This window comes from Pseudoalteromonas sp. SWYJZ12, assembly GCF_015864395.1.
GTDB lineage: Bacteria > Pseudomonadota > Gammaproteobacteria > Enterobacterales > Alteromonadaceae > Pseudoalteromonas > Pseudoalteromonas arctica.
This window is the reverse complement of record NZ_JADYXH010000017.1, coordinates 16,363-42,656: the sequence shown is the minus strand read 5'-3', so window position 1 is coordinate 42,656 and position 26,294 is coordinate 16,363. Positions and strand designations below refer to the sequence as shown.

The following is a 26,294-nucleotide window of genomic DNA, read 5'->3' as shown; positions in this document are numbered from 1 at the left end:
AATAACCCCTACCGCATTTAGTGCAGTAGGGGTTTTATTTTAACTGCAATAAAAGGGCTAGCGCTCTGTTTTAAGTAATATTAGTTCTAATATTTAGATGTATTAAACCCGCCCTAGTGTTGATTATGAAAATGATAAAAGTTATCATTTAGGTTGTTGGCTATCTACACTTCTCCCAGGAATTATCATGTTTAACCCTAACTATTTGGCATTAAGTATTGCTGCGTCTTTATCTGTTTTTTCTAATATAGCTTTTTCACAACAAAACGACGACATTGAAACTATTGAAGTAACTGGCCGTGCCCAGCAATTTTACTTAGAGACCGAAAGTAAAATTGGGACTAAAACTAATTTAGATCTTATTAAGCTTCCGCAATCTGCGCAGGTATTAACCGAGCAACTTATTATTGACCAAGCAGCGCGTGACATTACCGATTTGTACCGATCTATTGCGGGAGTGAGCGAATATAGCTACTCAGGCGTAACTTTTCGTGGTTTTAGAGATGACGCAAATGTATTTTACGATGGTGTGCGTGGCGACCCATATTCGGGCTTTGGTGTACCGCAGTTATTTAATGTAGAACGTGTTGAAGTATTAAAGGGGCCAGCCTCTGCTTTGTATGGCGGTGGCGAACCTGGTGGGATGATTAATTACGTAACCAAAAAACCAAGCTACTTAGAAAAGCGCGAATTAAAGCTCACCTTGGGTAACTACAATACGCGTGGCGCATCACTCGATATGACCGGTGGTTTAAGCGATACAATGGCTTATAGATTGGGTGGTTATTATGAAGAGCAAGACAGCTTTCGTAACAATGCAGACTCAAAAAACACCGAGCTAACAGGTGGATTGTTATTTGATTTAAGTGATTCAACAACCTTAACCACAAGTGTTGACTACATAAAACAAGACCTAGGCGGAAACCGCCTACGGGGCGTACCGGTAGATGACAACGGCAACTTTTTAGTTGACCCAAGTTATAACGCTAATGAAGCGGTTGATTATCAAAATATGGAAGCTTTGGTGCTTCAAGCAGAACTTAGCCATTATTTTAATGATGATTTTTCGTTAAGTACTACGTTTCGTTACATGGATAACGAGCGAGACCAAGCGTACCATGAGTCGCAAAGCTGGGTAGATGTAAACGGTGATGGCGTTGCCAGTATTGACGATGAAACGATTAAGCGTGAATACCGTAAGCAATTTCGTGCCAATAAAGAGGCAAGTGTAACCACCGACTTTGTTTATAACTTTGGACAAGGACAATTAACCCATCAGTTTTTATTTGGTGGTGATTACCACACCGTTGATACCGAATATGACTACTTACGTGCCCGATATGAGGCCGATGGCGTCGCTAATTTAAATATTTTTAATTTAAACTACGGTGAAACCGATCCAAGTACTTATAACCTCACCGACATGAACCGCGATGGCGTTGATACCGACCGATTTGGTGTGTATGCGCAAGACGTAATTAGCATAGGCGAGCAGTGGACAATAATTGCAGGCCTACGCTATGACCATTTTAAAGAGTTTAATCAAGAAACTGGTTTTAGTTACTCAGATAACGACATAACGCCGCGCGTTGCTGTTACTTATCAACCAGTAGAAAACACATCGGTATATATTAACTACTCAGAGAGCTTTAATCCTACATCGTCAGCCGACCAAGAAGATGTAGAAGGCGAAGGTAATTTAGAACCAGAAACCGGCAAGCAAACCGAGCTGGGTATGAAAAACCAATGGCTCGACGGCAAAATAATGAGCACCTTTGCAATTTACCAAATTAATAAAGAAAACGTGGTAATGAGCAACCCAGACGATACGGGAGCGGGGGATGGAATTGCTGCACTTTTAAATATAGGTGAAGTAGAAAGCAGAGGATTTGAAACAACTTTAGTCGGCGATTTATCAGCGCACTGGACCGTAACGGCTAACTACGCATACAACGATACGCAAGTGGTAGACGGCGTAACGGGTGATACGCTTTCAAATACATTTGGAGATGGTTCGCGCTTTGCTAATGCACCACGCCACCAGGCAGGTTTATGGACTCGCTACGCACTGGATTCGATTGATTCATCAATTGCATTTGGTGCAAATTACGTAAGTGAGCAACTTAGTACCAGTGGCCAAAAAGTAAAACCATTTACCGTATTTGATATGAGCTGGACGAGTCGCTTTGACGACGTATTACTGAGTGTAAATATTAATAACCTGTTTGACAAAGAATACGCGGTTAGTGGATTTAGTGAGCGAAACGGCCACTTTCCTGGCAGTCCTCGCGAAATTATTGGGCAAATAACCTACAAGTTTTAATACTTATTTAGCGCGAGAGTCACTCGCGCTTTTTTTAAGTATCGCCTTGCACCTTTTTATCACTATTAAATTTAGCGGATTCTTGTGTAGTGTTAATAGCCGTAATAGGGAAGGGAATTACAATACCTTCTTTTTTATAGCGTTTATGCAGGGCTTTTATAAAAGCAGATTTAACCCAAAAGCGATTAAAGTATTCTTTAGCTCTAAGCATTACTGTAAAGTTAATGCTTGATCTATCAAAGGTATGAAAAACCACAAAGGTATTGTAATCATCAACGCCCCATTCGTGTGAAATAAGTATTTCACGAGCCACTTCAAGTGTTACTTGTTCAACAAATTCTAAATCTGAATCGTAATGCACGCTTATATCAACAGGCACGCTAAGCTCTTTTTCAGGGTAAAAGTAATTAATAATACGCGACTTAGATAATTGGCTATTAGGTATAATAATCATATTGTTGGGTAGCATTTTAACCCATGTAGATCGCCAGCCTATATGATCAACAAAGCCTTGCTCCTTAGATTCAAGCTCAATAAAATCACCCACCCTTATAGGTTTATCTATGACTAGCTGCACGCCAGAAAAAAAGTTTTCGAGGGTAGGTTGCAAAGCAAGGGCAACAGCCAGTGATGTAATACCTAATGAGGCAATAATGGGCGTAATAGAAATACCTAACGTGCCCATTAATACCAGCAATCCCACTGACGATAATGTAACGCGTATCACGCCTTTAATTATGCTTTTTGAATTAAAAACCACGGCAGATTGTTTACCATAGTAATTAATAGTGCCAATAATAAAGCGGTCTAAAAACATAATAAGTGCAAGCAGCGCTAATACAATATTAATGCTATTAAAAGGGATCTGCTGAGAAATAGAAGTACTAATAATGAAGGTGTCGTGCTCTAAAATGGTGAGTAGCACAATAATTGTGCACAGTGTAAGCGGTTTAGATATTGACTCTATTAGTAATGTATCGAATATAAATTTGGTTTTTGAAGTCCATTTTTTTAGCCAGTACATTACAAAAAAACGAATTAAAAACAGTAGTATAGCTATAAGTAAAAGAGAGGACGCTGCGCCTAACCAAGGTGTGCTGTTAGAAAATTCCAGCGCTTTATTTATCATAACTTAAACCTGTTCAATATAGTTTTATATATATTGCAGCAAGTTATGTACCTTTGTTTGGGTAAGGTAGCTGCCGAGTTTAGTCGGCAGCAAATATTATACTTTTTTGGCTAACCACATACCGCCTAGCACGGCTGCAAAAAACAATAAAAACTCCATTTTAAGAGATACCAATTGAACCAAACCCGGGCCTGGGCATATACCACTTAAACCCCAGCCTAAACCAAAAAGTACCGAGCCGATAATTAAGCGCGCATCAATTTTTTTTAAATCACTTAAATTAAACGTTCCTGAAAGAAGTGGCTTCTCTTTTTTTGCAACCCATAACCATGTAAGCATCATTATTAGCATGGCAACAGCCATCACTATAATTAAGCTTGCGTCCCATTGGTTTCCATAGGTAAGAAAGTTAATCACTTTAGCAGGGTTTGTCATCCCGCTAACAATAAGTCCTAAGCCAAATATAAAGCCTATAACAACCATCATAATTGCTTTCATTATTTATCCTACAAGGTTTGCTGTAATGAAGGCGACAAGCATAAATGTGCAAGTTGCAACCCAAGAGCGAGTAGAAAAGCGCGACATGCCGCACACACCATGGCCACTTGTGCACCCATTAGCTAACGTTGTACCAGCGCCAACTAAAAGCCCTGCAACAACAATAAGCCAAGGCGGTAATTGCAATTCGCCTTCTAATAAAGAAGGCGCAAATACCCTTACAGCGACTCCTGCCAACAATAGCCCTAAAATAAAGTATAACTGCCAACGAGAGTCTGAATTTGCTTTAGCGAATACAGATTTAACAATGCCTGATATACCCGCAATTTTTCCGTATAAAACCAGTAATAACGTACACGCTATACCTATTAATGCCCCGCCTATTGCGGCCGATACTGGGGTGAATTCTGTTATCATTTTTAAATTTCCCAAACAATAGAAACGCCTAAACCGGTTTGTTTCATTTCGATTGATAATTGTTGATTAGGCGCTAAGTAGTTAGCACCCGTTACTTTTTTTGCTGGCGAATAAAAAGCCATAGCGTTTAATTGTACCTTGTTGGTAAAAGAATGGCTAAAGCCAGTTGTAAAATGCCACTCTTGAACACCCGGCGCTAAAATATTTAATATAACTTGAGAAGAAGGAATCGGTTGCTCGGTGTAAGACACCCCAAAACGAATCTTTTGTTGCGATGTACGTTGCCACTGATAGCCAAGCTTATAAATAGTCATATCGTTCCAGCCAAACCCAGCGCCGGCGTTAGCTCCTAAAGGCGCTGACATTAAATTATTGACTGGATTTGCAATACTTTTTACTTCGCTGTAATTTATTTTTTGCCAATCAAATACAACCTGATTACTTGGGGTAAGCTTGTAGGCTGCGCCAAGTTGAAACGAACTTGGTAGATCAAATCCGCCTTGCTCTGCAAACAAACCTTTATAGCTATCAAACTCTTGCATAGACACTGACGAGCGGTAACTTGCCCCCCAGCTTAATGACGAATTTATATCTTGGCTAATACCCAGTTGAATGCCTAGGCCTGTGCTTGTATCGGTGCCATTATTTGTAAGCGCTTCTGGTGATTCCGAAAAAGGAGCAAAGTTTCCAAGCCCTTGCGCTTCAAACTGTTGCACCACGTAAATGGGGGAAACACCAAGGCGTGTTTGTTCATTCAACTTATAGCTTACTGTTGGGCTAATAAAGAGTTGTTTTAAATCAACGCCCGTTGTACCAGCGTAAAAAGTCCCCTCAGGAGAGGATTCTGCGCCGTACTCGGTATTCATACCGCCGTTGCCATACACTAATAAACCAATATTTACTTTTTCATTTAATTGATGGCCAATAGCAAACTCTGGAATTGCAAATACGGTGTTGTCGCTTTTTTGTGTTTTTGCTTCAAGATAAAATGCGCCAGGGTAAAAAGTATCTACTTTTGATGCAGTATATTTTCGTTCAGGTGAAAAAAGCTCTAAGCCCAGTGATAGCTCTGTTCCGTTAGGTAAAAAGGTTGCTGGATTATTAGCGCCAGACATTAACTCTTCTGACAGCGCTACACCTGCGCCAGCCATGCCTTTGTGGGTCATGCCATAGCCGTGAGTAAAATAACCATTAGTAGCAAATGCACTGAACGAACCTAACGCACACGTTAAAGCTAAGCCTGAAATTAACTGTTTTTTCATTTTAGTAAATACATAAAGTTGGAATGGGCGGACAATAGCTAATTTTTGATATTCTAAAAAGGAATTTAAATAGATTAGTTATAATAAAAGGTAATACGGCAATGGTTATATGCGCTAACATATTGAGCTATAGCGATATTTAAGTATGCAATCGGTAGCTATACACTTTGGTATTAAAATTTTGCTGGTAAAAGGAGCGTTTACGTATCAACAGCAGTTTAAAATATATTTATTAATTAACGTTTAGCTCATCTAAACAATCATTCTTAAATAACGCTATTGTATGTAAAAGCAAAGCGGCGATTAATATCACCGCTTTTAAAAATCACATAGATTCAAGCGTTTTACCGCGTGTTTCTTTAATGTATTTAACAACAAAAAATATGCTTATAAGTGCCGATAACGCATAAAATCCATAAGCGCCGGCAAGGCCAATGTTAGCCAGCATAATAGGGAAGGTCATGGTAATTGCAAAGTTAGCAATCCACTGCGCACTGGCAGCAACGGCAAGGGCAGCACCACGAATACGGTTATTAAACATTTCGCCCAATAATACCCATACAATTGGGCCCCAACTTAAGCCAAAAAATACCACAAATAAGTTAGCCATAATAAGCGCAAAAGTACCCATGTTATCGCTAAGGGCAAGTTTGCCTGCTTCATCAAGGCCTGCACTGCCAAATATATAAGTAAGCGCGCTTAAGCTGATAAACATACCAATACTGCCTACAAGCAACAGTGGTTTACGGCCAACTTTGTCAACTAGGGCAATGGCAATAAAGGTCGATACAATATTAGTAGTACCTGCGAGCACATTTATAAATAGCGATTGCGACTCATCAAACCCAGCGGCCTGCCAAAGCTCAGAGCCGTAATAAAACACCACGTTAATACCCACAAATTGCTGAAATACACTAAGCGCCACACCCACCCAAACAATTGGGTGTACTTTTTTACTGTTATCAATAAATAAATCACTAATACTTGGCTTTGTATCGCTATGCAATGAGCGTTTTACATCGCTTATTTGCGCATCAACGTTGTCGTTCGATATTTTACTAAATACCGCTTTTGCATCATCCACTTTACCTTGCGCCACTAAATAACGAGGCGATTCAGGAATAAATAAAACACCCACTAAAAACAACACAGCAGGCACAAGCTCTGCCCAAAACATCCAGCGCCAAGCGGCTATATCAAGCATTAAAATATTTTGCGCGCTGCCTGCTGCATCAGCAATTAAGTAGTTACTTAAAAAAGCAGCAAATAAACCCAATACAATAGCGAGTTGTTGCAATGTAGCTAAACGACCACGAAGTGCTGGTGGCGCAACTTCAGCAATGTAAGCAGGCGCTAATACCGATGCCGCACCAATACCTAAACCACCAAATAAACGGTAAAAAATAAACTCCGCAGAGCTTTCGCTAATGCCCGACCCAAAGGCACTAATAGCAAAAATAATCGCAGTGATGATCATAATTGCACGGCGACCAAATTTATCAGCCAGCGGTCCTGCAGCAAGCGCACCTAAGGCACAGCCAAGTAATACAGAGGCAACATTAAACCCCTTAGCCACACTGCTTGAATTAAATGCATTACCCAGTGCCGACACCGTGCCGTTAATAACGCCTGAGTCAAAACCAAATAAAAAGCCACCAATAGCAGCCACGGCAGAGATAAAAATTACGTAAAAAAGAGAGGTGTTTTCAGCTGTGTTGGCTGAGTGGGAAGGCGGTGTGTGCGTTGTCATTATATGCCCTGAAAGTTAAATTAAATTTAAGGGAGCATAATATCGTAAAGCGTTATGGTTGAATATGCTTGTGCGGGTATAAAGGGTTTGGCGAGTATAAATTAAGCCGTTTTTAAGGTTTTAATTTAAGGGCTTTAATTTAAAGGTATTAGCTTACCGGCGTTACTTTAAAATTAAGTTACTGCCTTTTTAGATAACACAGACTGAATTTTAATAAATAATATGCTTTGTATAGGAAGTGCCTGTTGGAACAATATTACTGATCTGTACCTTTAAGTGTGCTTTTGCAATTACATAAATTGATTGGAAGTTAGGTAATTGTTTACAAGTGATTATTTGGTGGTTAAGGTAAATGCATTGAATATAGGAACATTGTCGGTTTATAAAACGACAAATATCGTCGATTAAGTTGTTATGTTTACTTCAAGCTCAGAGTGTTAATGGAATATTTATGCCAATAAAAAAATGGATTGTTCAATACGCTATAGCTCTACCAATTATTTTTTCTCTGTTGACAGGCGTTCAATACTTAAAAGGCAGAAGTCTAGAATACTCTATTGAATTCGGTATTTTGTGGGCCTTAGTATCGGTAACCATTTTTGCTATTAGGCGTTTCTACAATTATCGCAAAAATATTAATTGTGCTGTATGTAATGATATACCTAATAACAATCAAGATTCTGGTGGTAGGTAAACATAATAAGTAACAGTTGGCTACGTTTCGCTTCGCTACACAGTTTAGCCAACCATTACTTAGCCTGTTATCTAAGCGTTAGTTTTCAAATAAACTTATGGAGTCAATTTTGAGGTTATTTTGTCTTATTTTAATCATGTTCGTATCTGGATGTGCAAGTATTTATGGGATTACTGGTGCTGATGAAGGAAAAAGAGTCGGCAACTCCTTTAAGTACAATATTATCCATCCGGGCTTGGGTGTAACAATCATTGAACCATATAGTGAAAAATTAATTCCTATAGAAACTATTGGTAAAAGTTCTCCCTCTCCCTTAAACCATACGATAAAATTTGGGACTTCCGAAAATATGCATACGCTAAAGATCGTTGGGAAGTATGAGAAGGACTTGTATCTTGATGATGCATACTATGGTTCTATCTGGAATGGAGATGTACTTGTAAAAAATGGAGTACTATTTATTAATGGTAAAATTGCCGAAAAAATTGAAAACTAACAAGGCAAGTCATCGGAAAAACACTTGCTGGCTGCGCCAGAGCGCTCGCGTTTCCAGCTGCGTGGGACGTTATAAGCACGGATGGATATGAGAGCACTTTATCTACTTTTAATTTTAGTTTCTATAAATATAAGTGCTGATGCTTACTTTCCCAGCTGCTTTGAGTCCTCTACTTTTGAGAGATATGGGAAAAAGCTATTTATTACACCAGATGATTTGTTAAACCGTCCTAATTGGGACTTAGGTGATGGCGAACCACCAATATCAATTGGTAATGCAACAGAAAAAGTTATGTCATTTCTTCGTGATAAATACAGTGTTGGAGACGTGATATTTGCATTTGTTCACCTAAAGAGCCAAGTTTGTTTAATAGACCAGAAAATGCAAATAGTTTGGTTTTACGTTTTCGCTGCTGACTCACCAATTAGTCTTGTTGGTATCTCAATGACTGGACGATTGATTGAGGCCGTAGAATGACATTTAAAAGAATATTTTTAGCGCTATTCATAGTGCTAAATCCTACCCAGTTGCTGTCTACACCTCAAAGCTCTCAAAGTACTCTTTTTACAATTCTATAGTCAGTGCTTTAGGGCGAATGCCTTGTACTAGGCTGTATACCTCTTCTTATGTGTACTGTCGAATTTAAAATAAGTGCAGCGACCAACCCTGTGCCGCAGGTGCCGCCTTTACAGTGTATGGCAATGGTTTGCTTTTGTTGTATGGCTTGTAATATGTCGCTTTTTACATTTAGTGCTTATTGACTCTAAATTATTCTTATATGGCAACTATAAGCATTACTGATTACAAGTTTAAGATTGAATAATAAGCGCAAATACTAGATACTGTTTTTATATACAGTTGTGGCGATATTATGAAAAAAGAATTACCAGCAAAATACTATTTAGCGCATTTTAGAGAGCTTATTGAGTTTGTAACAAGTAAATGTATGCATTTACTTGAGCCCAAACACAGCGAATTTATTAGTAAAATTAATCAGCTAGATGAGCAAAGCCAGTGCATGTTGGCGCGGGTATACTCGCGAAGGCCTTATTTGGTGCAGGCGCAATCGCTTAATTATGAAGAAATAACATCGCCGCATCAGGCTATTTATACGCTAAAAAAAGCCGGTATTTTATTTGAGCCAAACGAGCAGCATTATTCACAGCTTTTAGCGCACTTAACTAAGCCTTCTTTGGTTGAGTTGCTAAGTAATTACAGTGAGAAAATAAGCTTTAAAAAGAGCGCCGCTAAAGGCGCGCTGGTGGATATTGCGCGTGAGTTTTTTAAAGCATGCCCACAAGAGCTTGCGCCACTTTATAGCCAGTATGTAATTAATAACCGGAGTGACTACTACGAATATTTTGAGTTTTTATTTGCAGGCAAACTAAGCGGTGGAGATGTGAATCATCAAAATCGTTTTGTAATGCGAGACTTAGGCTTAACCGCTACGCGCGAAGGGCACAGTGAGAGCTTGTCACGCTTTGAAACACTTGACGAAGCACAATCAAACTATTTATTAAACCGTTACCGGTTAGCATTTAAAAATATAACCGATGAGAGCGATTACGTTGCTTTAGCGCCGCAGGTTTTAGTACAAGCTGCACATGGTGCAATTGCCGTTGTATTAAAAAATAAATTATTAGTTAGGCTTTATAGGCAGCTAAAAGCAGTTGATAGCGAACTTGCTTTTAGCTTACTTGAAGGGTGCGTGGATGATAGCGAAGCACAAGAAATTCAAATAAGAGAGCAATACAGGCTTGGCAATAAAGAATGGGTAAAAGCACGATTAGAAGCCATTATCGAAAATCCCCTTACTGATGATTTACTGTATTTTGCTGACGATTTTTTAATGCGTAAGTTTAATAAAAAAACACGTTCGCGTTTAAGTGCCATGCTTGCCGACACCCAATGCGTGCTAGAAATAGATGAACTATACCGAGGTGAAGTAGAGCAGGGCGTAAACGATTATTATACTCGCCAAGGTATGGCTGTATTTAATACCGAAAATACGCTTTGGCAAAGTTTGTTTGCATTAGTATTTTGGCATGAGTTATTTGTGGAGTCGCCTTATCCGCCATGCAATGAGTTTGATATTTATCCGCAAGTATTAAGGCTTGGTAATTTTTATGAATCGCAGCAAACGCAGATAAATGAGCGCTTAGCACAGTGCCAAACGTCGCAAGCATTGCTTAATTTAGTATGCAAACATGCAGCGCAATACTTTGATCAACCTAACGGTTTGTTTAGATGGCGCAGCAATTTATTAGAGCCACTAGAAGCGCTTATTTTAAACAGCCCACTTGAGGCATTAATTACTCATTTAACGGCTATGAGTAAACATTATTTACAGCTAAAAGACGGCTACCCCGACTTAATGGTCATTAATAATGGCCAAGTACATTTTGAAGAGGTAAAAGCACCGGGCGACAAACTGAGGCGCAACCAACTTACCACTATTGATAATTTAAAAAATGTGGGCTTTACAGTACACATTGCTGCGGTTAAATGGTTTGTAGATCCACACCGTATTTACAGTGTGGTCGATATAGAAACCACAGGCGGCTTAAAAGGCGGTAACCGTATTACCGAAATAGGCCTTGTAAAAGTGCAGCACGGTAAAGTAATTGATACTTGGACTAGCTTAGTTAACCCCGAGCGCCATATACCTGGATTTATAACGTCACTAACTGGTATTAGCGACAGCATGGTTTATAACGCGCCCGTATTTGCAGAGGTTGTAAAGCCACTAATTGATAAACTCGCAGGCAGTATTTTTGTAGCCCATAACGTTAATTTTGACTACGGCTTTATTAAAAAAGAATGCGAGATGGCAGGGCACTTTTTTAAAATGCCAAAAATGTGCACCGTGGTTGAATCGCGCAAAGCGTTTAAAGGCTTAAAGTCGTATTCGCTTGGTAATCTCTCATCGCATTTTAATTTAAATTTAACCAGCCATCACCGCGCACTTGCTGATGCAACGGCTACTGCTGAGTTATTGTTACTTATTCAGCAATCCCAAAGTAGTGAATAGATCTTCAGGTTAACTAAAAGCCACTAAATAGTTATGCCATGAATAATCAGTACTTAATTGAAAATTAATTATGTGCTGACACTTAAAGTGGGTCTTTAATATAATTTAGACTTCGAAGTCTAAATTATATGCTCTATTCGAATTTCATTCCTTTTCTTTGTTTAAATCCCTCGCATTAAACTGATCAAACCAGTAATTTTAAATCCGCCATAAAAATTAAATTTGTTTACTATTAGCTGCTTGAGTGTATTTTAAGCTTTTGTTTTTATAACACCTGTTAGTTACATGTAAAAGTTGCATTAATCGTTGTTGCATTCGAATGCAAAAAGCGGTAGTTTTTATGAGTCGAAAAAATAGTCATTTAAATACTGCGTTTTTAATAATTATAAATAATAAAAATTCGGTGGTGGAGCATAGCTTCCATAAATGCTTAATAAAATTCATTTCAACAGGTGGAGAATTTATCTCATGACGACGAATATTTTACGTAAAACACTTATTTTTGCTGCTGTAAATACGGCGTTATTAGGCTCAGCATCTGTATTTTCACAAGAAGCAAAGTTAAACCCCAATAAAGAGCTGGAGGTGATTTCTGTTACCTCTACTAAGCGAGTTAAAAGTATTCAGTCGGTGCCTTTAGCAGTTACTGCGGTGTCGGCTAAAGATTTACTAGAGAATGGCATTACCGATATTTTAAGCCTTGATAGCCTAGCGCCAGGTTTAAAGTCGGGTGTGTCGGGGAGCGATGCCCGTCCAGCTATGCGCGGTGCCAGAACAGAGCAAGTAGAGGCTAATGATGTTGCTATTGCATTTTACTCTAACGGTGTTTATCGCCCACGCCATGGGCAAGCACTCGCTGGCTTTGTTGATTTAGAACGTGTTGAAGTACTACGCGGCCCGCAAGGGACGTTGTTCGGGCGTAACTCATTTGGTGGCGCAATTGATGTAATAGCTAAAAAGCCTGAACTTGATATCACCGAAGGTGGTATGGCTACAACGTTTGGTAATTATGGCCATTTGCGCGGTGAAGGCTTTTTTAATGCTGCTTTAACCGATGACACCGCAGTACGCTTTACTGGGGTACGAGAAATACGTGACCCGTACGTAGAGAATTCGTTTAATGAATCAGCAGGCTTGAAAGATGCCGATATGTATTTTTTACGTGGCCAAGTATTTACTGAATTTAACGACGATGTAAATTTAAATGTAAAAGTAGAAACGTGGCAGGACGAGTCAAATGGCGGCGGTGCTTTTGGTTACCATATTTTAGGTGTGCCTATAAACCCAGCGACAGGTAAAACAAGCTTATCTGCACCATTAACTCAGCGCATTGGTCGAGATGATGTGTGTGGCAGTAATTGTGGTCGTTTTGGTGCAGGCCTAGATAATGCAGCAACGCCTGGGCTTGATACTGCCCAAGGTGTATCGTCAGACCCATTTACTCAGCAGTTTGATTATAAGCCATCACGCAATGTGAGCGATGTAAGTATTAGCGCCGAGTTAAACTGGTCGCTTGAGTCGGTTGATTTAAAAGTAATTGCAGCCTCAATGGATTACGAAGAAACACGCCTTACCGATGGTGATTTTTCGACTTATGCAACCACAGTAGATGGTAACGCAATTGAATCTAAAACTAACTCGTTAGAAGTACAAGTTAGCTCTACCTACGAAAGTGATTTTGAATGGGTGGCTGGTATTTACTTATTTTCTGAGGACCTAGATAACGCTTTTTTAAATGCGAGCTACGGAGCTGTGGTTGATAATGTACCCGATACAACGCAGCCTCAAGCACTTCAATATGCACCATGGTTAAACCAAATTCAGCTAGAAACGCGATCAGCGGCGGCTTATTTTCAAGGTAACTACACATTTAGTGATGATACACGCGGTATAGCAGGTATAAGGTACACAAATGATAAACGTGAGTGGGATATCTACGGTCAAAATACCAATGATTTAAGCACGATCGATTTTTCAGAGTTAGAGGTAAAAGATGCAGATGGCGATTGGAGTAAAGTAACGTGGAAAGTTGGTATTGAACACGACTTAACAAACGATCAGCTACTATACGCTACAGTATCTACAGGCTTTTTAGCTGGTAATGCACAGGGCGCTTTTAACGGTGAAAACAGTTACGATGAGCAAACAGTAACGGCTTACGAAGTAGGCTTTAAAAGCATGCTGCTTGATAATTCATTAAGATTTAACGCCTCTTTATATTACAACCAATACGAAGATTTACTTTCTACGCGTTTTCAAAATGTAGGCGGTACGGCGGTATCGTTTTTTGGTAATGCGGGCGAAATTAATGCAGCTGGTTTAGAGCTTGAAATTGATTGGCAAGCGAGTGATGCATTGCGTCTAGGTGCACGTGCCGCGTTTACAGATTCTACTTATGGTGACTTTGTTACGCCAAATGTGTTTGAAGAAGGCGGAGAAACTATAAATGGCGTAGATAACTTACTGCAACTTGACGGTAACGAAGTGCAGTTAAGTCCCAAATATAACATTACCCTTTTAGCGAGTTACGAGTTTGATTTAGGTGATAAAGGCCGCATTGTGCCTGCTACCAGTATTCAGTTATCGGATTCGTATACGACCAACGATCTCCCGTTTTCGTTTGGTACGCAAGATAGCTATCAAAAATACGATGCCAGTATTGCATGGTATTCGGCCGATAATGAATGGGCTGTACGCGCATATGTTCAAAATGCAGGCGATGAACTTATCTTGCTTAGAACGGTTCGCTTTGGCGGTAACGTAGCGGCTGCTGACTATGCTAATCCTCGCACTTATGGCGTAAGAATAGGTTATAACTTTTAAGGCAGTTATCGCTTTTAACTGCTTTATACTCGGTTAGGGTTTAGCTAGGGCGTGTTGAACTTTGGTGGGTGAATTTACAGCAGTATGTTTGGTTTTTAGGCAAGGCGGAGCCTATGTAGTGTGGTTATTCCCCATGAATAGGCGATAACGCAGCATAAATACCAAACATGCGCTGCCCAAAGGGTTCTTTCTAGGGACGATTAACTCTTTGTTGCTCGGTTTTTACTTAGCCCACTAGGTTACAAACCTCGCGCCGCGATTTAATCGCCCCTAGATTGAACAAATTTCAATCCACAAAGATCAACACGTCCTGAAGTTAAGTTATTAATAAAAATGGATATTATTTAAAAGGCCAGCAATATTGTATTGCTGGCCTTTTTATTTTATAGATTTCGAAATCATGATTGTTTTGATTTTAAATCATTGTTATTTATGTCTTTTAATAGTTGAGGTTAATTATTAGGCAGAAAGTTGTTGATCTTTTTGACTTCGAAGTCTATTTTGTATCAATGCATTTTCAATTGATACAATTTGTTTACTGTAATAATTGAAAATGTAGAGTTGGGGAGAAGTAGACACGTTTTAAACTCGGGAGAATAATTATAATGAAAGCTAAATTTACACGGACTCTCGTTCATTTTGCTGTAACAACTGCTATTACAGCAACCACAATGAATGCTCACAGCGCCGAAGAAACAACATCAACACAAACTCAGCAGCAAATTAAAGAACCAGCCATTGAACGCATAGCCGTTACTGCAAACCGTCGCTCACAAGATCTACAGGAAGTATCATCATCAATCACTGCACTAGGGGAGGCTGATATAGCCCGTGCAGGTATTATTGATGTTACGGGTCTTGAGCAGGTTGTACCGGGTTTACGTATGGGGTCATCCGGTGGTGAGGTTCGTCCTGCAATGCGCGGCGCACGCACTAATGAGGTGGGTGTAGCAGGCACCGGTATTGCTGAGCAAATAGTCGGTATATTTCAAGATGGTATTTACGTACCGACTACCTCATCTGGTTTAGGAGCATTGGTGGATGTGCAGCGCATAGAAGTGCTGCGTGGCCCACAAGGTACTCTATACGGACGTAACACCTTTGCTGGCAGTATTAATATAATTACTAATCAACCTGTTTTTGACGATTTACTGGGGAGTATAAAAGTTGAAACAGGGAGTTATAACCGCAGTGCTTACGAGGGTATTATAAATATACCTGTAAGCGATACGCTCGCGACCCGTTTTGTAGTGGCCTCTGATCGTCACGATGGCTATATCAATAACTTAGTGATTCCAGGGCCTTCGGATGATTTACGCGAAAAAAATCAGTTTTATATGCGTAATGTCACTAAGTGGCAACCAAACGATAAGTTTAACGCAACGGTACGTTTTGACTACTCGCGTAAAAACTCAAACTCAGAAGCTATTTGGGGCTATCAGCAAATTGCGGGTTACCAAATAAGCGAAACGTCACCCGGCTCCGGCATATTTGATCCTAACCCTACAATTACAGCTGGGCATATTTATCAGCCAAGTGATACGCAACATGACGACCTTGGTCCATATGATGTTTATCGCAATAGCTTTTCGCTTGATAAACAAGAAAGCTTTTCGACCACAGTAGCACTTGAGTGGTATACCGACTTTGCTGATATTAAGTGGACGACTAACTATTCAACCCTTAACGGCAAGCAATACTACGACAACGACTATAGCGATGGCGGTATTGATTTTGTAGGTGGTTTTGGGCGAGTGGACGACCAAAAAACATTATCGTCTGAGTTACAGTTTGCATCAAATAATGACGACTCTGATTTTTCGTGGATTGGTGGACTTTACTACTTTGATCAAGAAGCAGATTGGAGCTGGTTATCGCATGCAGATACAACAGGTGATGGTGTATCAGACTCTGTCGTTGTGCCTTCGTGGGGGAATCCAAATTATGACCCGCATACAGCTAAATCTATCGCAGCGTATGGGCAGTTACGTTATCAAATTAGTGAATACTTACGTATTGTAGGTGGTTTACGTGTAAACCAAGACGATAAAACGTTTACTGGTGATGTCATTCCCGATTGGGATGATTCTGCAATGTTATATAAAGCAGCTGCAGAGTACGATATAAACAAAGACATAATGGTGTATGCAAGCGTCGCCACTGGTTACAGAACGGGTGGTGCAAACGATTCGCGCGTGGTAGCACGTGGTGCAGATCCCCTTTATGATAACGAAGATGTTATTTCGTATGAAATGGGTATGAAAAGCTACTTGCTAGATGGTGCAATGCGCTTAAATATATCGGTATTTATGAATAAGTACGAAGACGTAAAAGCACAGTTGTTTGCAACGTCATGTAACGATACAACAACGGGAGATACCGTTTTAGAATGTGTGTCTGCAGGTACAGCAACAACTTTTGAATATTACGAAAATGGCGGTGACGTTGAGACTAAAGGCCTTGAAGCCGACCTTCAATGGGTACCAATTGATAATTTAACACTTACCGGTACGTTATCGTTATTGGATAGCGAGTTTGCTGATGGTTACGCTGTGGGTAACGAGCAACTTCGTCCATTACTAGCACTTGGTAACCAAGGTGGCCGCCAAGATATAAACGATAATTCTAGCCAATTTAGTTTTGAAGGCTGGCGACCTGCAATGGCACCAGAGTACAGCATGGGGCTTTCGGCGCGTTATGAGTTTAGTTTAGGGGGCGATTCGTACTTAGTACCGTATATTCAAATGAATTACTTAGACGATTACTACGCGTTTGATACAAACATCCCTGAGGTAAGAGTAGATGCGCATTTAATGGTTGATGCGCGTTTAACCTGGTTTATAAACGACAGCGTACAGGTTGAAGCATACGTTAAGAATATTGGTGACAAAGCCATATTAACGCGTGGTGTGGTGCATTCACAAATTGTTGATGGTTTGCCAGCTAACTCAGTACAAGCAAACTGGAGCAACCCGCGTACGTGGGGTGCGAGCTTGAAATACCAGTTTTAAGGTTTCCTAAATGGCCGCATGGCCATAACTTTCAGCCAGCTAATAAATTTATTAGCTGGCTTTTTTATTTAAAAAAAGCTATCGAATTAGTTCGCACTGAGCATTAGTATCATATTTGGCGAGTATTTTTTTGCATTCATCCAAGGCTCTTGTATTTGCTTTAGATTGTGAGCTGTAACCCTCTGAAAAGCCATAAAACTCGCCACCATTTTCGGTTTTCCCTAGTGCGAATGCTTTTCTGCCAGCTCTTGACTCGAATGTGGTTAATGCATTTACCGTCGCTACATTATAAGTACTTGAGTCACACAAAAGCGCGTTGGGTTCTACTTCACATAATGTAGGCGTAGATTGGCAGCCAGTTAAAAGTAAGACGATACCGATACTGAGATACTTCATTTATTGTCCTTAATTATTATAATTTAAGGTTTAATGTACCTAAAAAAGTTAAAATTATAAACAAAAAAAGCGCTCAGTGAGCGCTTGAAGGGAAGTAATAAGTGTTTACAGTGCGAATTGCTGATTTAACGCGAGGGTGTCAAATTGCATTACTTCGCTTGATATTAGAGTGTCAGTAATTGTAATAACGGTGAGTATTTGTTGGCGAACGCGTACGTTTTTAGCATTAAAAGTACCATCGAGTGTCCAGCAAATTGTTGCTTGGTTTAAGGCACTGTCAAACTGTACGGTTTCTAATTGGGCGTAGCATCTGCTTAGGGTTTGTGAAAGCGCTAAATGGCAATTTAACAGCGCATCTTTTGATTGTGTTTCGTTACTGCCAGCAAGAATAACGTCTGCATTTTTAGCATAAACACTTTCAAAATTAGCTAAGTTATTAAGCTGCCAAATTTGCCACCAATTATTTAATGTTTCGGCGGTTTGCGTTGGTAATTCACAAATATCACTGGGCGTTGCATGAAAGGTCGTTGGGTGCAGCTGGTTATCTAAATCGCAAACCATAATAGGGTCGCTTTTAGGTAACTTAGGGATCACCAGCGTATTATTACTTGCCTCACCTGTAAATTCGTTGTTAGCCAATAATAGCGTATCAACAACACATTTTACTGATTTTATGAAGGTATTATTGTGCTTAATTACAAACGAAAGTCTTACTGGTTTTAGTAATTTTTTAGGTTGTAATATCAGCTGTAAAGTCTCAAGTTCATGGCCTTTACTGTGCGTTTTAGATATTAATTCTGATACGCCATATTGCGCCAAAAAATCAAGCCATAGCGGTTGTGCTTGCAATGACCCCATCGCGGTAAAGTGATGTTGTTGCCAACGGCTACTACGCAACAATTTACTTGAAATAGTTTTAATATCTGCTTTGGTGTATAAATCGATAATTGCGTTGATCATGCATTTACCTCCAATTCTGTTTGGCTATTTAATGCGTGTGATCTAAATAGGTTTGCGAGTAGCGCAACTTCGTCAAAAACGGTGACTTCTTCAATAATCTTTTGATTTTTGATACGTAAATGTGAGGCGCCTAACACAAAATAAGGAAGATTTTTTAGCTCACTTAGTTCATCGCTTTGTGGATTGAAATGCCCTGCAAGTGACCAACGAATAGCAACATCTGTGGTGCTCTCACCAAAGGGGGTAACTGCTAAGTGATCGACGGTTAGTTTGGCATCAGGGCAATTGGCAAAAAACTGTATAAAGACACCATTAATTTGTGCAAGGCCGGTTGCCATTCTGCCACTTGGCCATTGTTGTGTGGCCGTTAAGTTATAAAACTCGTGTATTTTAGCAAATTGCTTTTGGTTAAATAACGTATCTAGCCAGTTATGCGCAAATGCGGCCAGTTCACCGTTTAAAATTGGAGTGCTTGGCGTGCGGTGATCAATTGCTTGTACCCGGGTAAACTCTTCATCAAGCCATTGTATGTGTTTTTCTTTACTTGGTACTTTAGCCATGTGCTTGGCTACATTCATAATATTAAGGCCAAGTTGTTTAACTAAAAAGCCGTTGTCGCGTACTAGCCATTCTTTTACTATTTTATTTTCAAAACAAACGCAGTCGGCAATGGTTGTTACTCGGCCTGTTTTATTGGTAGCTGGGCCAAATTCTGAGTTACCGGTATTACTCATTACACTGCTAATTAAGTGTGATGAGTAGTAATGCTCATTACCGTCTTCTGAAAAAATGACGTTTTCGCCAATAAGGCTTCTATCTGGGAATGCGGCAATGGTTTTAAGCGTGCCTTGAATAACATCTTCAATATTTTCGCCGTAAGCACCAAGTGTAAAAACAGGACATACATCAGCGTAATAGCGATAACATAAACCAATGTTTTTTTGCTCCCAAATGCGGTGCGTAATACGTAAAATGTAATCAACAATATCAACAAACTCTTCGTCAAACCCTACAAGCGCTTGCTGTTTTTTACTTTGCGGATTTAATACACTCGATAAAGGCAGCCAGTAAGGTTGGGTAATTGTGTTTTGTGTGCTCATAAGTATCTCTTAGTTTGCTGCTGCTATTTTATTTTGCATTTGCTCGAATATATCAATACCCATTTCCTCTAATAAGTGAGGAATATCGATAGCGACCCAGTTCTCTTTTAAAATACCGTTTTCGCAGCGCCAAAAATCCATAACACGCGGAAACAGCTTATTACCCGATGCAGGTAAACCAAGCCAGTCATCCCCTGTATGAGTGCCGTACATATGCGGCCAACCGCCCGTTGCTACAAAGTTGTCGTGACTTACTAAACAGAGTGTTTTATTGATCCCACGATCAGGGAACCCTTTTAAGAATGGAGCTTGGTGGTGTTCTCTAAAACCACTAATGCCTCGAGTTGTTCCTATACCTGCAGGGCCATACCAAATAAAATCTGGGTGCCAGTATTTTTCTAAATTGATGCTGTACAGATCTTTACCATCGTAGCGGCCAAGCTCAGTAAGCATATCGATTACGAGCTGTTCATTGGCTTTACTTAGTTCGTCGTTTTTAGCTGTAGCAGGCACACCATCAAGTGTAGTGGGGGGCATTATTAAACCCGGATAACCTAAGCTTGGACGCAGCGGGTTTACACCTACTTGGTTCATTACATCGATTAAATCTAAAAAGGTATAAACGTTAATTACTTTATTGTTTTCTATTTGAGCCATTTCGCTATAGCGAATAAAAATACTTTTACCGGTGGCTGGAATACCTAATAACGGTTTTGTAAATGTGCCGGTAAAGTAGCCTGTTGCACATATCCATTGCTCGCCTTTGTAGTCGCCCTCAATAGAAATAAAGGGTTTACGTTCTATATCGGGTAATGAGTTTTTAAGCACACCAAAGTAATTATTAATTACATTTTGTTTAGATGTAATTGGTTCAAAAGGGTGGCTTACCTGCCATTGAACGGTATCAGCAAGCAATGCTTGATTTGGTAATTTTGCAGCGCTGAAGTTTTCAAAAAGTTGTTCTAAAATATTCATTTATTTCACCTTATACAAAATGTTCAAATAACATGAGAGACGCGAAGCTCACTACAAAAAAGCCAAGTAACCAGTAGTTTATTGAGTCAAATTTACCAGGGACCAAATACCAGCCGTTTTCTTTTTCTGGTCGGTTTTGCTCTTTAAATACTTTTAACTGACCTTTAATGGTGTACTCGTTGTACTCCTCTTGAAAACCATCAAAAGCGATACTCAAAACAATACTAAACACTACACACGTTAGGGCACCAATTGCACAATACCAAGGCCATGCTATATCGGTGTAAAGGGCGCATATTGCAACGGTTACAAACGATACTAATGTGCCAATAAGTAGGCCTTTTTCGGTGGTGTGCTTAGAGAAAAATCCTAGTGCAAACATACCTAGCTGAGCACCTACAAAGTATGAACCTACCTTGGTGAGTATTTCTAAAATGGAGCCTTCGCTGTAAAGGTGATACATAATGGCGGGTACAATGATTATGATTGCCCAGCCAAGAGTAAATAAACGTGTTGCAGCTAAATAATGTGCGTCGTTTTTTTCAGGTGCAAAATACTTTTTGTAAAAGTCGATAGTACTAATTGTTGAAAGCGAATTAAGCGCTGAATCAAGGCTCGACATAGAAGCAGCCATTACTGCTGCAGCTATAATTCCCATTAATCCTGGCAGACCATAGTCGGATGCAAACTGTAAAATAATTAGGTTGTCGTTTTCAAATGTGCGTCCGCCGTAATAGCTGTAAAACAACACGCCCATAAATATAAAGAACAGGTAAATAAAGAATGCGATAAAGCCCATTAGTAAGTACGACTTTTTAGCATCCCCAATATTTTTAGCTGCAAGGGTACGCTGTACCATCATTTGGTTAGTACCATAAACGGTGATGTGGTAGAGCGACATTGCTAGTACGCCAGACCAAACGGTGGTGACTTTTGTGAAGTCAAACGAGAAGTTAAGCGGGTCTAACTTGCCTTGTGCTTTTAATTCAGTAAGGGTTGAGCTAAATGAGCCATCCATAGAGGTAATAAGTGCATACATAATAATGCCGGCACCAATAAACAATATTGCTGATTGGATTACATCGGTCCATATTACGGCTGTTATACCTCCAAGCATGGTGTATATAAGCGCGATAATAGTGACTAAAAATATGGCGGTAATTACGTTTATATCAACAATAAAGGCAAGTACTAAAGAGGTTGCATAAAGTACGGCGGCTGACCCCATCGTTTGTGAAATAAGCCAGATTGTTGATATTAAAATACGTGCCTTTTTACCAAAACGACGTTCTTGGTATTCGTATATTGAGGCGACACCCGCGTTGTAAAAAAACGGGAAAAACAAACACACAACAGCCACTATAACGAGTGGATAGTTTAAGTGTATGGCAATAACCGATAAACCTTCTTTGTAAGACCACGCTGGTGCACCTAAAAATGTGAGCGCACTAACATAGGTTGCCACTACCGATATACCAATAGCCCACCAAGGTGTATTTTTTCGGCCAATATAAAAATCATTAGCACTGCTCACCTTTTTACTTATTACAAACCCAAGTATGAGGTTTGCAATAATGTACCCGATGAGAATGCTCCAATTCAATAATCCAAAATCATTCATAATTAATCCTGTTAGATTAGGTATTACGGGCTAATTAGCCTATTTATACTTTTTATTTTGAATCATCATGAATCACTTTGACTTCGAAGTCAATTGTCATTAGTATTATTTTAAATCGATTTATAACTTAGTATTTACAGGCTTTTAATTACTCTTTAAATAGAATACATTTTAGCAATGCGTATTTATTTGCGGTTTAAGAGTGTTAATTTGATTACGCAAACAACAAGGGAACATCATGGCAGAAATAATTAATAATAAGCAGTTGGTTCGTCAGTTTCATGCGGCATTAGAAAAAACGCAAGGTAATGACTTAAATGCTGTATTTAAAGAATACTTGGCAGATGATTACAGTTTTAAAGGTGTGCATCCGTTTAATGAATTAAACAATGCTAATGATGTAATTGAGCATGTTTGGCAGCCTTTATTCCACTCTTTTAAAGCACTTCAGCGCCGCGAAGATATTTTTATTGCAGGGCAAAGCGAAGCTGATGGCGGCGAGTGGGTAATGAGTATGGGCCACTTTATGGGCTTGTTTGATCGTGACTGGTTAGGTATTGCGCCTTCTCATAAATTGGCGACAATTCGCTACGCTGAATTTAACTGTGTTAAAGACGGTAAAATTATTCAAACTGGTTTTTTTGTCGATATTATTGGGGTTATGCTGCAAGTAGGCTTAAACCCGTTACCGCTCTCTACCGGGCAGTATTTTACATACCCAGGACCACGTACACACGATGGCGTGCGATTAGGTAAGGGTAGTGATGAGCAAAGTACGCGAACAATGAACTTGGTTAATCAGATGATTGATAACCTAACCGCGCTTAATCAAAGCGGTATAAATACTTGCCCACCCGAAGTGCTTGCAAAAACATGGGACGAGAACATGGTTTGGTATGGCCCTGCGGGGATTGGCGCTACATATACAATTGAGCGTTATCAGCAACAACATATGTATCCGTTTAGGGAAGGGTTAACGGGTAAAGTATTTAATGGCCATATTTGCCGGTTTGCTGAAGATGAGTATGCATGCTTTTTTGGTTGGCCAAACTTAACAAATACCGCCATTGGTGGCTTTTTAGGATTACCTGGAGCTAATACTCCTGCCGATATGCGCGTGGTTGATGTATATCATCGTGAAGGTGACAAATTAGTTGAAAACTGGGTAATCATTGACTTACCGTATTGGTTAAAACAACAAGGTTTAGATATTTTAAAACGCACGCAAAGTATTGCAAACCCGAGCACTTAATTTTTTCAAGTTATAAAAAGCTCTGTAATGACAGAGCTTTTCTTTTATAACGGTTATATAAAAGGCTACGGAGCAAAGCTTAAGTAGCGCGCTTTAGTTAGTTCTTTCATTCGGGCAAATATATCTACGCCAATTTGATTGTACACATCGAGTATATCTATCAGCACCCAGTTTTCACGAATTAAGTTGTTTTCGGCTCGCCAAAAGTCGAGGCTACGCATAGTTATTTGCTGATTTGCGGGTGCAATACCTAACCAACCACCGTTACTAATAGTCATGCTCATACCTGGCCATGCAGTAAAGCCTACGTAGTTTTCATCGGCAAATAAATAACCTTTACTAGCATCGCCTACACGATTGGGGAGGGCATTTAAAAACGGGATTTGATGCCAATTTCTAAAGCCTTTTATACCGCGTGCAGTGCCTATTGTGCTTGGTCCATACCAGCTACAATGGGGATGCCAAAATTGATCTAGCTTCATGGCTTCAATGCCACCTTTAGCATAAAATCCAAGATGCTCACACATATCGCCCACAAGCTTTAAACTTTGCGCAGCTTGTTCGCTATTATAAGGACGGGTGATTAACCCATCCTGTGTGGCAGGCCCTGGGACATGCCACTCTTTCCCTAAACTTGGAGACAGTGGCCATACGTTTGCTTGCATCATTACTTCGGGAATATCCCAAATAGTTTGTAATTCCACCACTTTATTATTTTTAATGCGATAGAACTCATGAAAACGCATGCTTACTTGATGCCCTGTGGGTGGAATGCCTAGCCATGGTTTTTCAAATGAGCCAGTATAGTATCCACAGCAGCCAACCCAATCAGAGTCGTTTATTGAGCTACCCGCCATTACAATGGTATCGCGGCGTTCAAGGCCTACAAATGCATTGCTAAGGGGGTTATAAACATCTTCAATAAGTGTATTAGGGTTTGCGAGTGTTTCAAACGGGTAACAAAGTTGTATTAACGCGTCATCAGCAAATAAGTTTGTCACTTCTTTTTTGAGCGTGTTTATATCAAAGTTATAAAGTGCATTTCTAAATTTTTTAAGTAACTCTTTATTTTTATTATGAATACTCATATTTTTGATTTACTTGTAGCTGATTCAAAGTCTGCACGTAATTGCTTAGCACCACTTAGTAAAAAGCTATGATCAGAGCCTAATAAATAAAAGCTTACGCCTAACGACTGCCAATGACTGAGCTCACTTAAATTACCAACAAACATGCCACAGCATTTATTATATTTTGCTGCTGCGTTAGCTATTTTAGTAACAGCATCAATAACAACAGGGGCGCTCGGGTTGGTTTCACCGAGGGAAATAGTTAAGTCCATTCGTCCTATAAAAATACAATCTATTTCGTCTATTTGGCACAATTCATCGATGCTCTTAAGCGCATCGGCATCCTCTATTTGAGCAATAATGCAGGTAGATGATTTGTTGGCTGCTAAGTTATCGGTTAATGCATGTGTAGTGTAGCCTGCAAAGCGGCTTGAACCTGCGTAACCTCTACCATTATTACCATAAAAACAGTTTTTGATAATCGCTTTTGCTTGCGCTGGCGTCTTAATATGAGGTAGTACTAAGCCGTCAGCACCGATATCTAAACTGCTCAGAATAGTGGCGTGATCAGTATTACTTACGCGAATAAGGGTCGGCATGTTTTTCGTACGCGCTGCCATAATACAGCTGTCTAAATTGCCTCGATCAAACGGGGCATGCTCTGCATCAAGGCACAGTACATCGAGGCTGGTGTGGGCAAGTACTTCGGTATTATGATAATGAGTACTTTTAATAAAAGTGCCTAATAGTAGCTCTTTATTGTTTAACTTTTGTTTTAAATTCATAATATTGACTCCAACCAATCTAAGAGTAGTGCGTTTAGGGTGTTACTTCTTTCAAGCGGTACGAAATGCCCACAATTACCTAATAAAATAAGATCGCTATTAGGGCAGGCTTTATGCATTGTTTTTTGAATAGTGCTTGGACATAGAACGTCATGCTCACCACCAACAAAGAGTAATTTTTTATTGGTTTTTTCAATAACGTTTAAGGTATCTTCGCGCGTTGCAAGTGCATTTAATTGTGCACTAAAAGCATTAAAGCCAAGCTCATTTGCCATTTTTAATACAAGCTTATTGTGCTCTGAGTTTGGCTGGTGAAAATAATGCGGCATAAAGTCGTGTTTTAGCACATCAGTAGTACCAGTTGCTTGTGCCCGCTTTATTTGCTTTTGCCTAATAGATGGACGTTCTGGTTTATCTGCCAAACTATTGCTGGAAATTAAACACAGCGACTGTATAAGCTCAGGATCTGATTTTAAAAGTGCAAGAGCAACAATGCCACCCATTGAAAAGCCAATAAAAGGGGCAGGCTTTAGAGCTATAGTTTTAGTAAGCTCAGCCATTTGTGCAATGCTTGTTTGCTCTGTAAAGGGAATAACGTGAGGAGTATAACCCGCATTTTGCAGAGCAATTATTTGCGCTTCAAACATACGGTGGTTACATAAAGTACCAGGTAAAATATAAACAGGATTTTTGGCCACAAA

General features: G+C 39.7%; 21 protein-coding genes and 1 pseudogene. 8 read left to right on the top strand and 14 right to left on the bottom strand.

The window, feature by feature from the left end; all coding sequences use genetic code 11:
- Window positions 1-187 precede the first annotated feature (187 nt).
- Window positions 188-2,323 (top strand): TonB-dependent siderophore receptor, encoded by a 2,136-nt coding sequence (locus I6F42_RS15720; RefSeq protein ID WP_197152758.1) that lies wholly within the window; start codon window positions 188-190, stop codon window positions 2,321-2,323.
- 34 nt (window positions 2,324-2,357) lie between these two features.
- On the opposite strand, the gene I6F42_RS15715 is transcribed toward I6F42_RS15720, so the two are convergent.
- The 5 genes from I6F42_RS15715 to I6F42_RS15695 all read right to left on the bottom strand — a co-directional run bounded on the left by I6F42_RS15715 (window position 2,358) and on the right by I6F42_RS15695 (window position 7,379).
- Window positions 2,358-3,452, bottom strand: coding sequence for a mechanosensitive ion channel family protein (locus tag I6F42_RS15715; RefSeq protein ID WP_197152757.1), 1,095 nt, complete (start codon window positions 3,450-3,452; stop codon window positions 2,358-2,360).
- A 96-nt stretch (window positions 3,453-3,548) separates the two neighbouring features.
- Window positions 3,549-3,950, bottom strand: coding sequence for a DUF6691 family protein (locus tag I6F42_RS15710; protein ID WP_149602344.1), 402 nt, complete (start codon window positions 3,948-3,950; stop codon window positions 3,549-3,551).
- A 3-nt stretch (window positions 3,951-3,953) separates the two neighbouring features.
- Window positions 3,954-4,367, bottom strand: a complete 414-nt coding sequence (locus tag I6F42_RS15705) for a YeeE/YedE family protein (RefSeq protein ID WP_021032090.1) — start codon at window positions 4,365-4,367, stop codon at window positions 3,954-3,956.
- Between the two features lie 2 nt (window positions 4,368-4,369).
- On the bottom strand, window positions 4,370-5,629 hold the full coding sequence (locus tag I6F42_RS15700; protein WP_197152756.1) for an OmpP1/FadL family transporter: 1,260 nt from the start codon (window positions 5,627-5,629) through the stop codon (window positions 4,370-4,372).
- A gap of 325 nt (window positions 5,630-5,954) precedes the next feature.
- Entirely contained in the window at window positions 5,955-7,379 is a 1,425-nt protein-coding gene (locus tag I6F42_RS15695; RefSeq protein WP_197152755.1) for a sugar porter family MFS transporter, read from the bottom strand.
- Window positions 7,380-7,830: 451 nt separating this feature from the next.
- Between I6F42_RS15695 and I6F42_RS15690 the strand changes: the two genes are divergently transcribed.
- From I6F42_RS15690 to I6F42_RS15680, 3 genes are all read left to right on the top strand, one after another.
- The gene (locus I6F42_RS15690; protein WP_024599791.1) at window positions 7,831-8,073 is read left to right on the top strand and encodes a hypothetical protein; all 243 of its coding nucleotides are present in this window, start codon (window positions 7,831-7,833) and stop codon (window positions 8,071-8,073) included.
- 109 nt (window positions 8,074-8,182) lie between these two features.
- The gene (locus tag I6F42_RS15685; protein ID WP_226929071.1) at window positions 8,183-8,569 is read left to right on the top strand and encodes a hypothetical protein; all 387 of its coding nucleotides are present in this window, start codon (window positions 8,183-8,185) and stop codon (window positions 8,567-8,569) included.
- An 87-nt stretch (window positions 8,570-8,656) separates the two neighbouring features.
- A complete protein-coding gene (locus I6F42_RS15680; protein ID WP_197152753.1) occupies window positions 8,657-9,046 on the top strand; it encodes a hypothetical protein in 390 nt (129 codons plus the stop codon).
- Between the two features lie 87 nt (window positions 9,047-9,133).
- On the opposite strand, the pseudogene I6F42_RS20240 reads toward I6F42_RS15680, so the two are convergent.
- Window positions 9,134-9,311 (bottom strand): annotated as a pseudogene (locus I6F42_RS20240) (protein phosphatase); the annotation flags it as partial.
- Window positions 9,312-9,440: 129 nt separating this feature from the next.
- Here I6F42_RS20240 and I6F42_RS15675 point away from each other — a divergent pair.
- The 3 genes from I6F42_RS15675 (at window position 9,441) to I6F42_RS15665 (ending at window position 17,434) form a co-directional block, all read left to right on the top strand.
- Complete coding sequence (locus I6F42_RS15675; protein ID WP_231616378.1) at window positions 9,441-11,600, top strand: exonuclease domain-containing protein; 2,160 nt, start codon at window positions 9,441-9,443, stop codon at window positions 11,598-11,600.
- Window positions 11,601-12,068: 468 nt separating this feature from the next.
- Window positions 12,069-14,423 (top strand): TonB-dependent receptor, encoded by a 2,355-nt coding sequence (locus I6F42_RS15670; RefSeq protein WP_197152751.1) that lies wholly within the window; start codon window positions 12,069-12,071, stop codon window positions 14,421-14,423.
- Between the two features lie 605 nt (window positions 14,424-15,028).
- Window positions 15,029-17,434 (top strand): TonB-dependent receptor, encoded by a 2,406-nt coding sequence (locus tag I6F42_RS15665; RefSeq protein WP_197152748.1) that lies wholly within the window; start codon window positions 15,029-15,031, stop codon window positions 17,432-17,434.
- A gap of 78 nt (window positions 17,435-17,512) precedes the next feature.
- Here I6F42_RS15665 and I6F42_RS15660 read toward each other — a convergent pair whose 3' ends face one another.
- From I6F42_RS15660 to I6F42_RS15640, 5 genes are all read right to left on the bottom strand, one after another.
- Entirely contained in the window at window positions 17,513-17,830 is a 318-nt protein-coding gene (locus I6F42_RS15660; protein WP_010553716.1) for a hypothetical protein, read from the bottom strand.
- A gap of 105 nt (window positions 17,831-17,935) precedes the next feature.
- Window positions 17,936-18,790, bottom strand: coding sequence for a hypothetical protein (locus I6F42_RS15655; protein ID WP_197152746.1), 855 nt, complete (start codon window positions 18,788-18,790; stop codon window positions 17,936-17,938).
- The gene (locus tag I6F42_RS15650) at window positions 18,787-19,890 is read right to left on the bottom strand and encodes an ester cyclase (protein ID WP_197152744.1); all 1,104 of its coding nucleotides are present in this window, start codon (window positions 19,888-19,890) and stop codon (window positions 18,787-18,789) included. The genes I6F42_RS15655 and I6F42_RS15650 overlap by 4 nt, the downstream gene beginning before the upstream one ends.
- Before the next feature lie 9 nt (window positions 19,891-19,899).
- Entirely contained in the window at window positions 19,900-20,865 is a 966-nt protein-coding gene (locus I6F42_RS15645) for an ester cyclase (protein ID WP_197152743.1), read from the bottom strand.
- 10 nt (window positions 20,866-20,875) lie between these two features.
- Complete coding sequence (locus I6F42_RS15640) at window positions 20,876-22,486, bottom strand: sodium/solute symporter (protein ID WP_010553712.1); 1,611 nt, start codon at window positions 22,484-22,486, stop codon at window positions 20,876-20,878.
- A gap of 238 nt (window positions 22,487-22,724) precedes the next feature.
- Here I6F42_RS15640 and I6F42_RS15635 point away from each other — a divergent pair, with 238 nt between their 5' ends.
- The gene (locus I6F42_RS15635) at window positions 22,725-23,738 is read left to right on the top strand and encodes a nuclear transport factor 2 family protein (RefSeq protein WP_197152742.1); all 1,014 of its coding nucleotides are present in this window, start codon (window positions 22,725-22,727) and stop codon (window positions 23,736-23,738) included.
- A gap of 65 nt (window positions 23,739-23,803) precedes the next feature.
- Here the strand turns inward: I6F42_RS15635 and I6F42_RS15630 are convergent, their stop codons facing one another.
- Genes I6F42_RS15630 through I6F42_RS15620 form a run of 3 tightly spaced genes read right to left on the bottom strand, consistent with a single transcriptional unit; the run spans window position 23,804 to window position 26,291 of the window.
- On the bottom strand, window positions 23,804-24,826 hold the full coding sequence (locus I6F42_RS15630; RefSeq protein ID WP_197152741.1) for an ester cyclase: 1,023 nt from the start codon (window positions 24,824-24,826) through the stop codon (window positions 23,804-23,806).
- Window positions 24,823-25,593 carry an HpcH/HpaI aldolase/citrate lyase family protein gene (locus I6F42_RS15625; RefSeq protein ID WP_197152740.1) on the bottom strand — a complete coding sequence of 257 codons (771 nt, stop codon included), beginning with the start codon at window positions 25,591-25,593 and terminating at the stop codon, window positions 24,823-24,825. Before I6F42_RS15625 ends, I6F42_RS15630 begins: the two co-directional genes overlap by 4 nt.
- The gene (locus I6F42_RS15620; protein ID WP_197152739.1) at window positions 25,590-26,291 is read right to left on the bottom strand and encodes an alpha/beta fold hydrolase; all 702 of its coding nucleotides are present in this window, start codon (window positions 26,289-26,291) and stop codon (window positions 25,590-25,592) included. Before I6F42_RS15620 ends, I6F42_RS15625 begins: the two co-directional genes overlap by 4 nt.
- Between the last annotated feature and the right edge of the window lie 3 nt (window positions 26,292-26,294).

Bases quoted from the DNA above. Each gene is read 5' to 3' on its own strand.
- I6F42_RS15720 (WP_197152758.1), top strand. From the start codon at position 188: ATGTTTAACCCTAACTATTTGGCATTAAGTATTGCTGCGTCTTTATCT.
- I6F42_RS15715 (WP_197152757.1), bottom strand. From the start codon at position 3,452: ATGATAAATAAAGCGCTGGAATTTTCTAACAGCACACCTTGGTTAGGC.
- I6F42_RS15710 (WP_149602344.1), bottom strand. From the start codon at position 3,950: ATGAAAGCAATTATGATGGTTGTTATAGGCTTTATATTTGGCTTAGGA.
- I6F42_RS15705 (WP_021032090.1), bottom strand. From the start codon at position 4,367: ATGATAACAGAATTCACCCCAGTATCGGCCGCAATAGGCGGGGCATTA.
- I6F42_RS15700 (WP_197152756.1), bottom strand. From the start codon at position 5,629: ATGAAAAAACAGTTAATTTCAGGCTTAGCTTTAACGTGTGCGTTAGGT.
- I6F42_RS15695 (WP_197152755.1), bottom strand. From the start codon at position 7,379: ATGACAACGCACACACCGCCTTCCCACTCAGCCAACACAGCTGAAAAC.
- I6F42_RS15690 (WP_024599791.1), top strand. From the start codon at position 7,831: ATGCCAATAAAAAAATGGATTGTTCAATACGCTATAGCTCTACCAATT.
- I6F42_RS15680 (WP_197152753.1), top strand. From the start codon at position 8,657: ATGAGAGCACTTTATCTACTTTTAATTTTAGTTTCTATAAATATAAGT.
- I6F42_RS15675 (WP_231616378.1), top strand. From the start codon at position 9,441: ATGAAAAAAGAATTACCAGCAAAATACTATTTAGCGCATTTTAGAGAG.
- I6F42_RS15670 (WP_197152751.1), top strand. From the start codon at position 12,069: ATGACGACGAATATTTTACGTAAAACACTTATTTTTGCTGCTGTAAAT.
- I6F42_RS15665 (WP_197152748.1), top strand. From the start codon at position 15,029: ATGAAAGCTAAATTTACACGGACTCTCGTTCATTTTGCTGTAACAACT.
- I6F42_RS15660 (WP_010553716.1), bottom strand. From the start codon at position 17,830: ATGAAGTATCTCAGTATCGGTATCGTCTTACTTTTAACTGGCTGCCAA.
- I6F42_RS15655 (WP_197152746.1), bottom strand. From the start codon at position 18,790: ATGATCAACGCAATTATCGATTTATACACCAAAGCAGATATTAAAACT.
- I6F42_RS15650 (WP_197152744.1), bottom strand. From the start codon at position 19,890: ATGAGCACACAAAACACAATTACCCAACCTTACTGGCTGCCTTTATCG.
- I6F42_RS15645 (WP_197152743.1), bottom strand. From the start codon at position 20,865: ATGAATATTTTAGAACAACTTTTTGAAAACTTCAGCGCTGCAAAATTA.
- I6F42_RS15640 (WP_010553712.1), bottom strand. From the start codon at position 22,486: ATGAATGATTTTGGATTATTGAATTGGAGCATTCTCATCGGGTACATT.
- I6F42_RS15635 (WP_197152742.1), top strand. From the start codon at position 22,725: ATGGCAGAAATAATTAATAATAAGCAGTTGGTTCGTCAGTTTCATGCG.
- I6F42_RS15630 (WP_197152741.1), bottom strand. From the start codon at position 24,826: ATGAGTATTCATAATAAAAATAAAGAGTTACTTAAAAAATTTAGAAAT.
- I6F42_RS15625 (WP_197152740.1), bottom strand. From the start codon at position 25,593: ATGAATTTAAAACAAAAGTTAAACAATAAAGAGCTACTATTAGGCACT.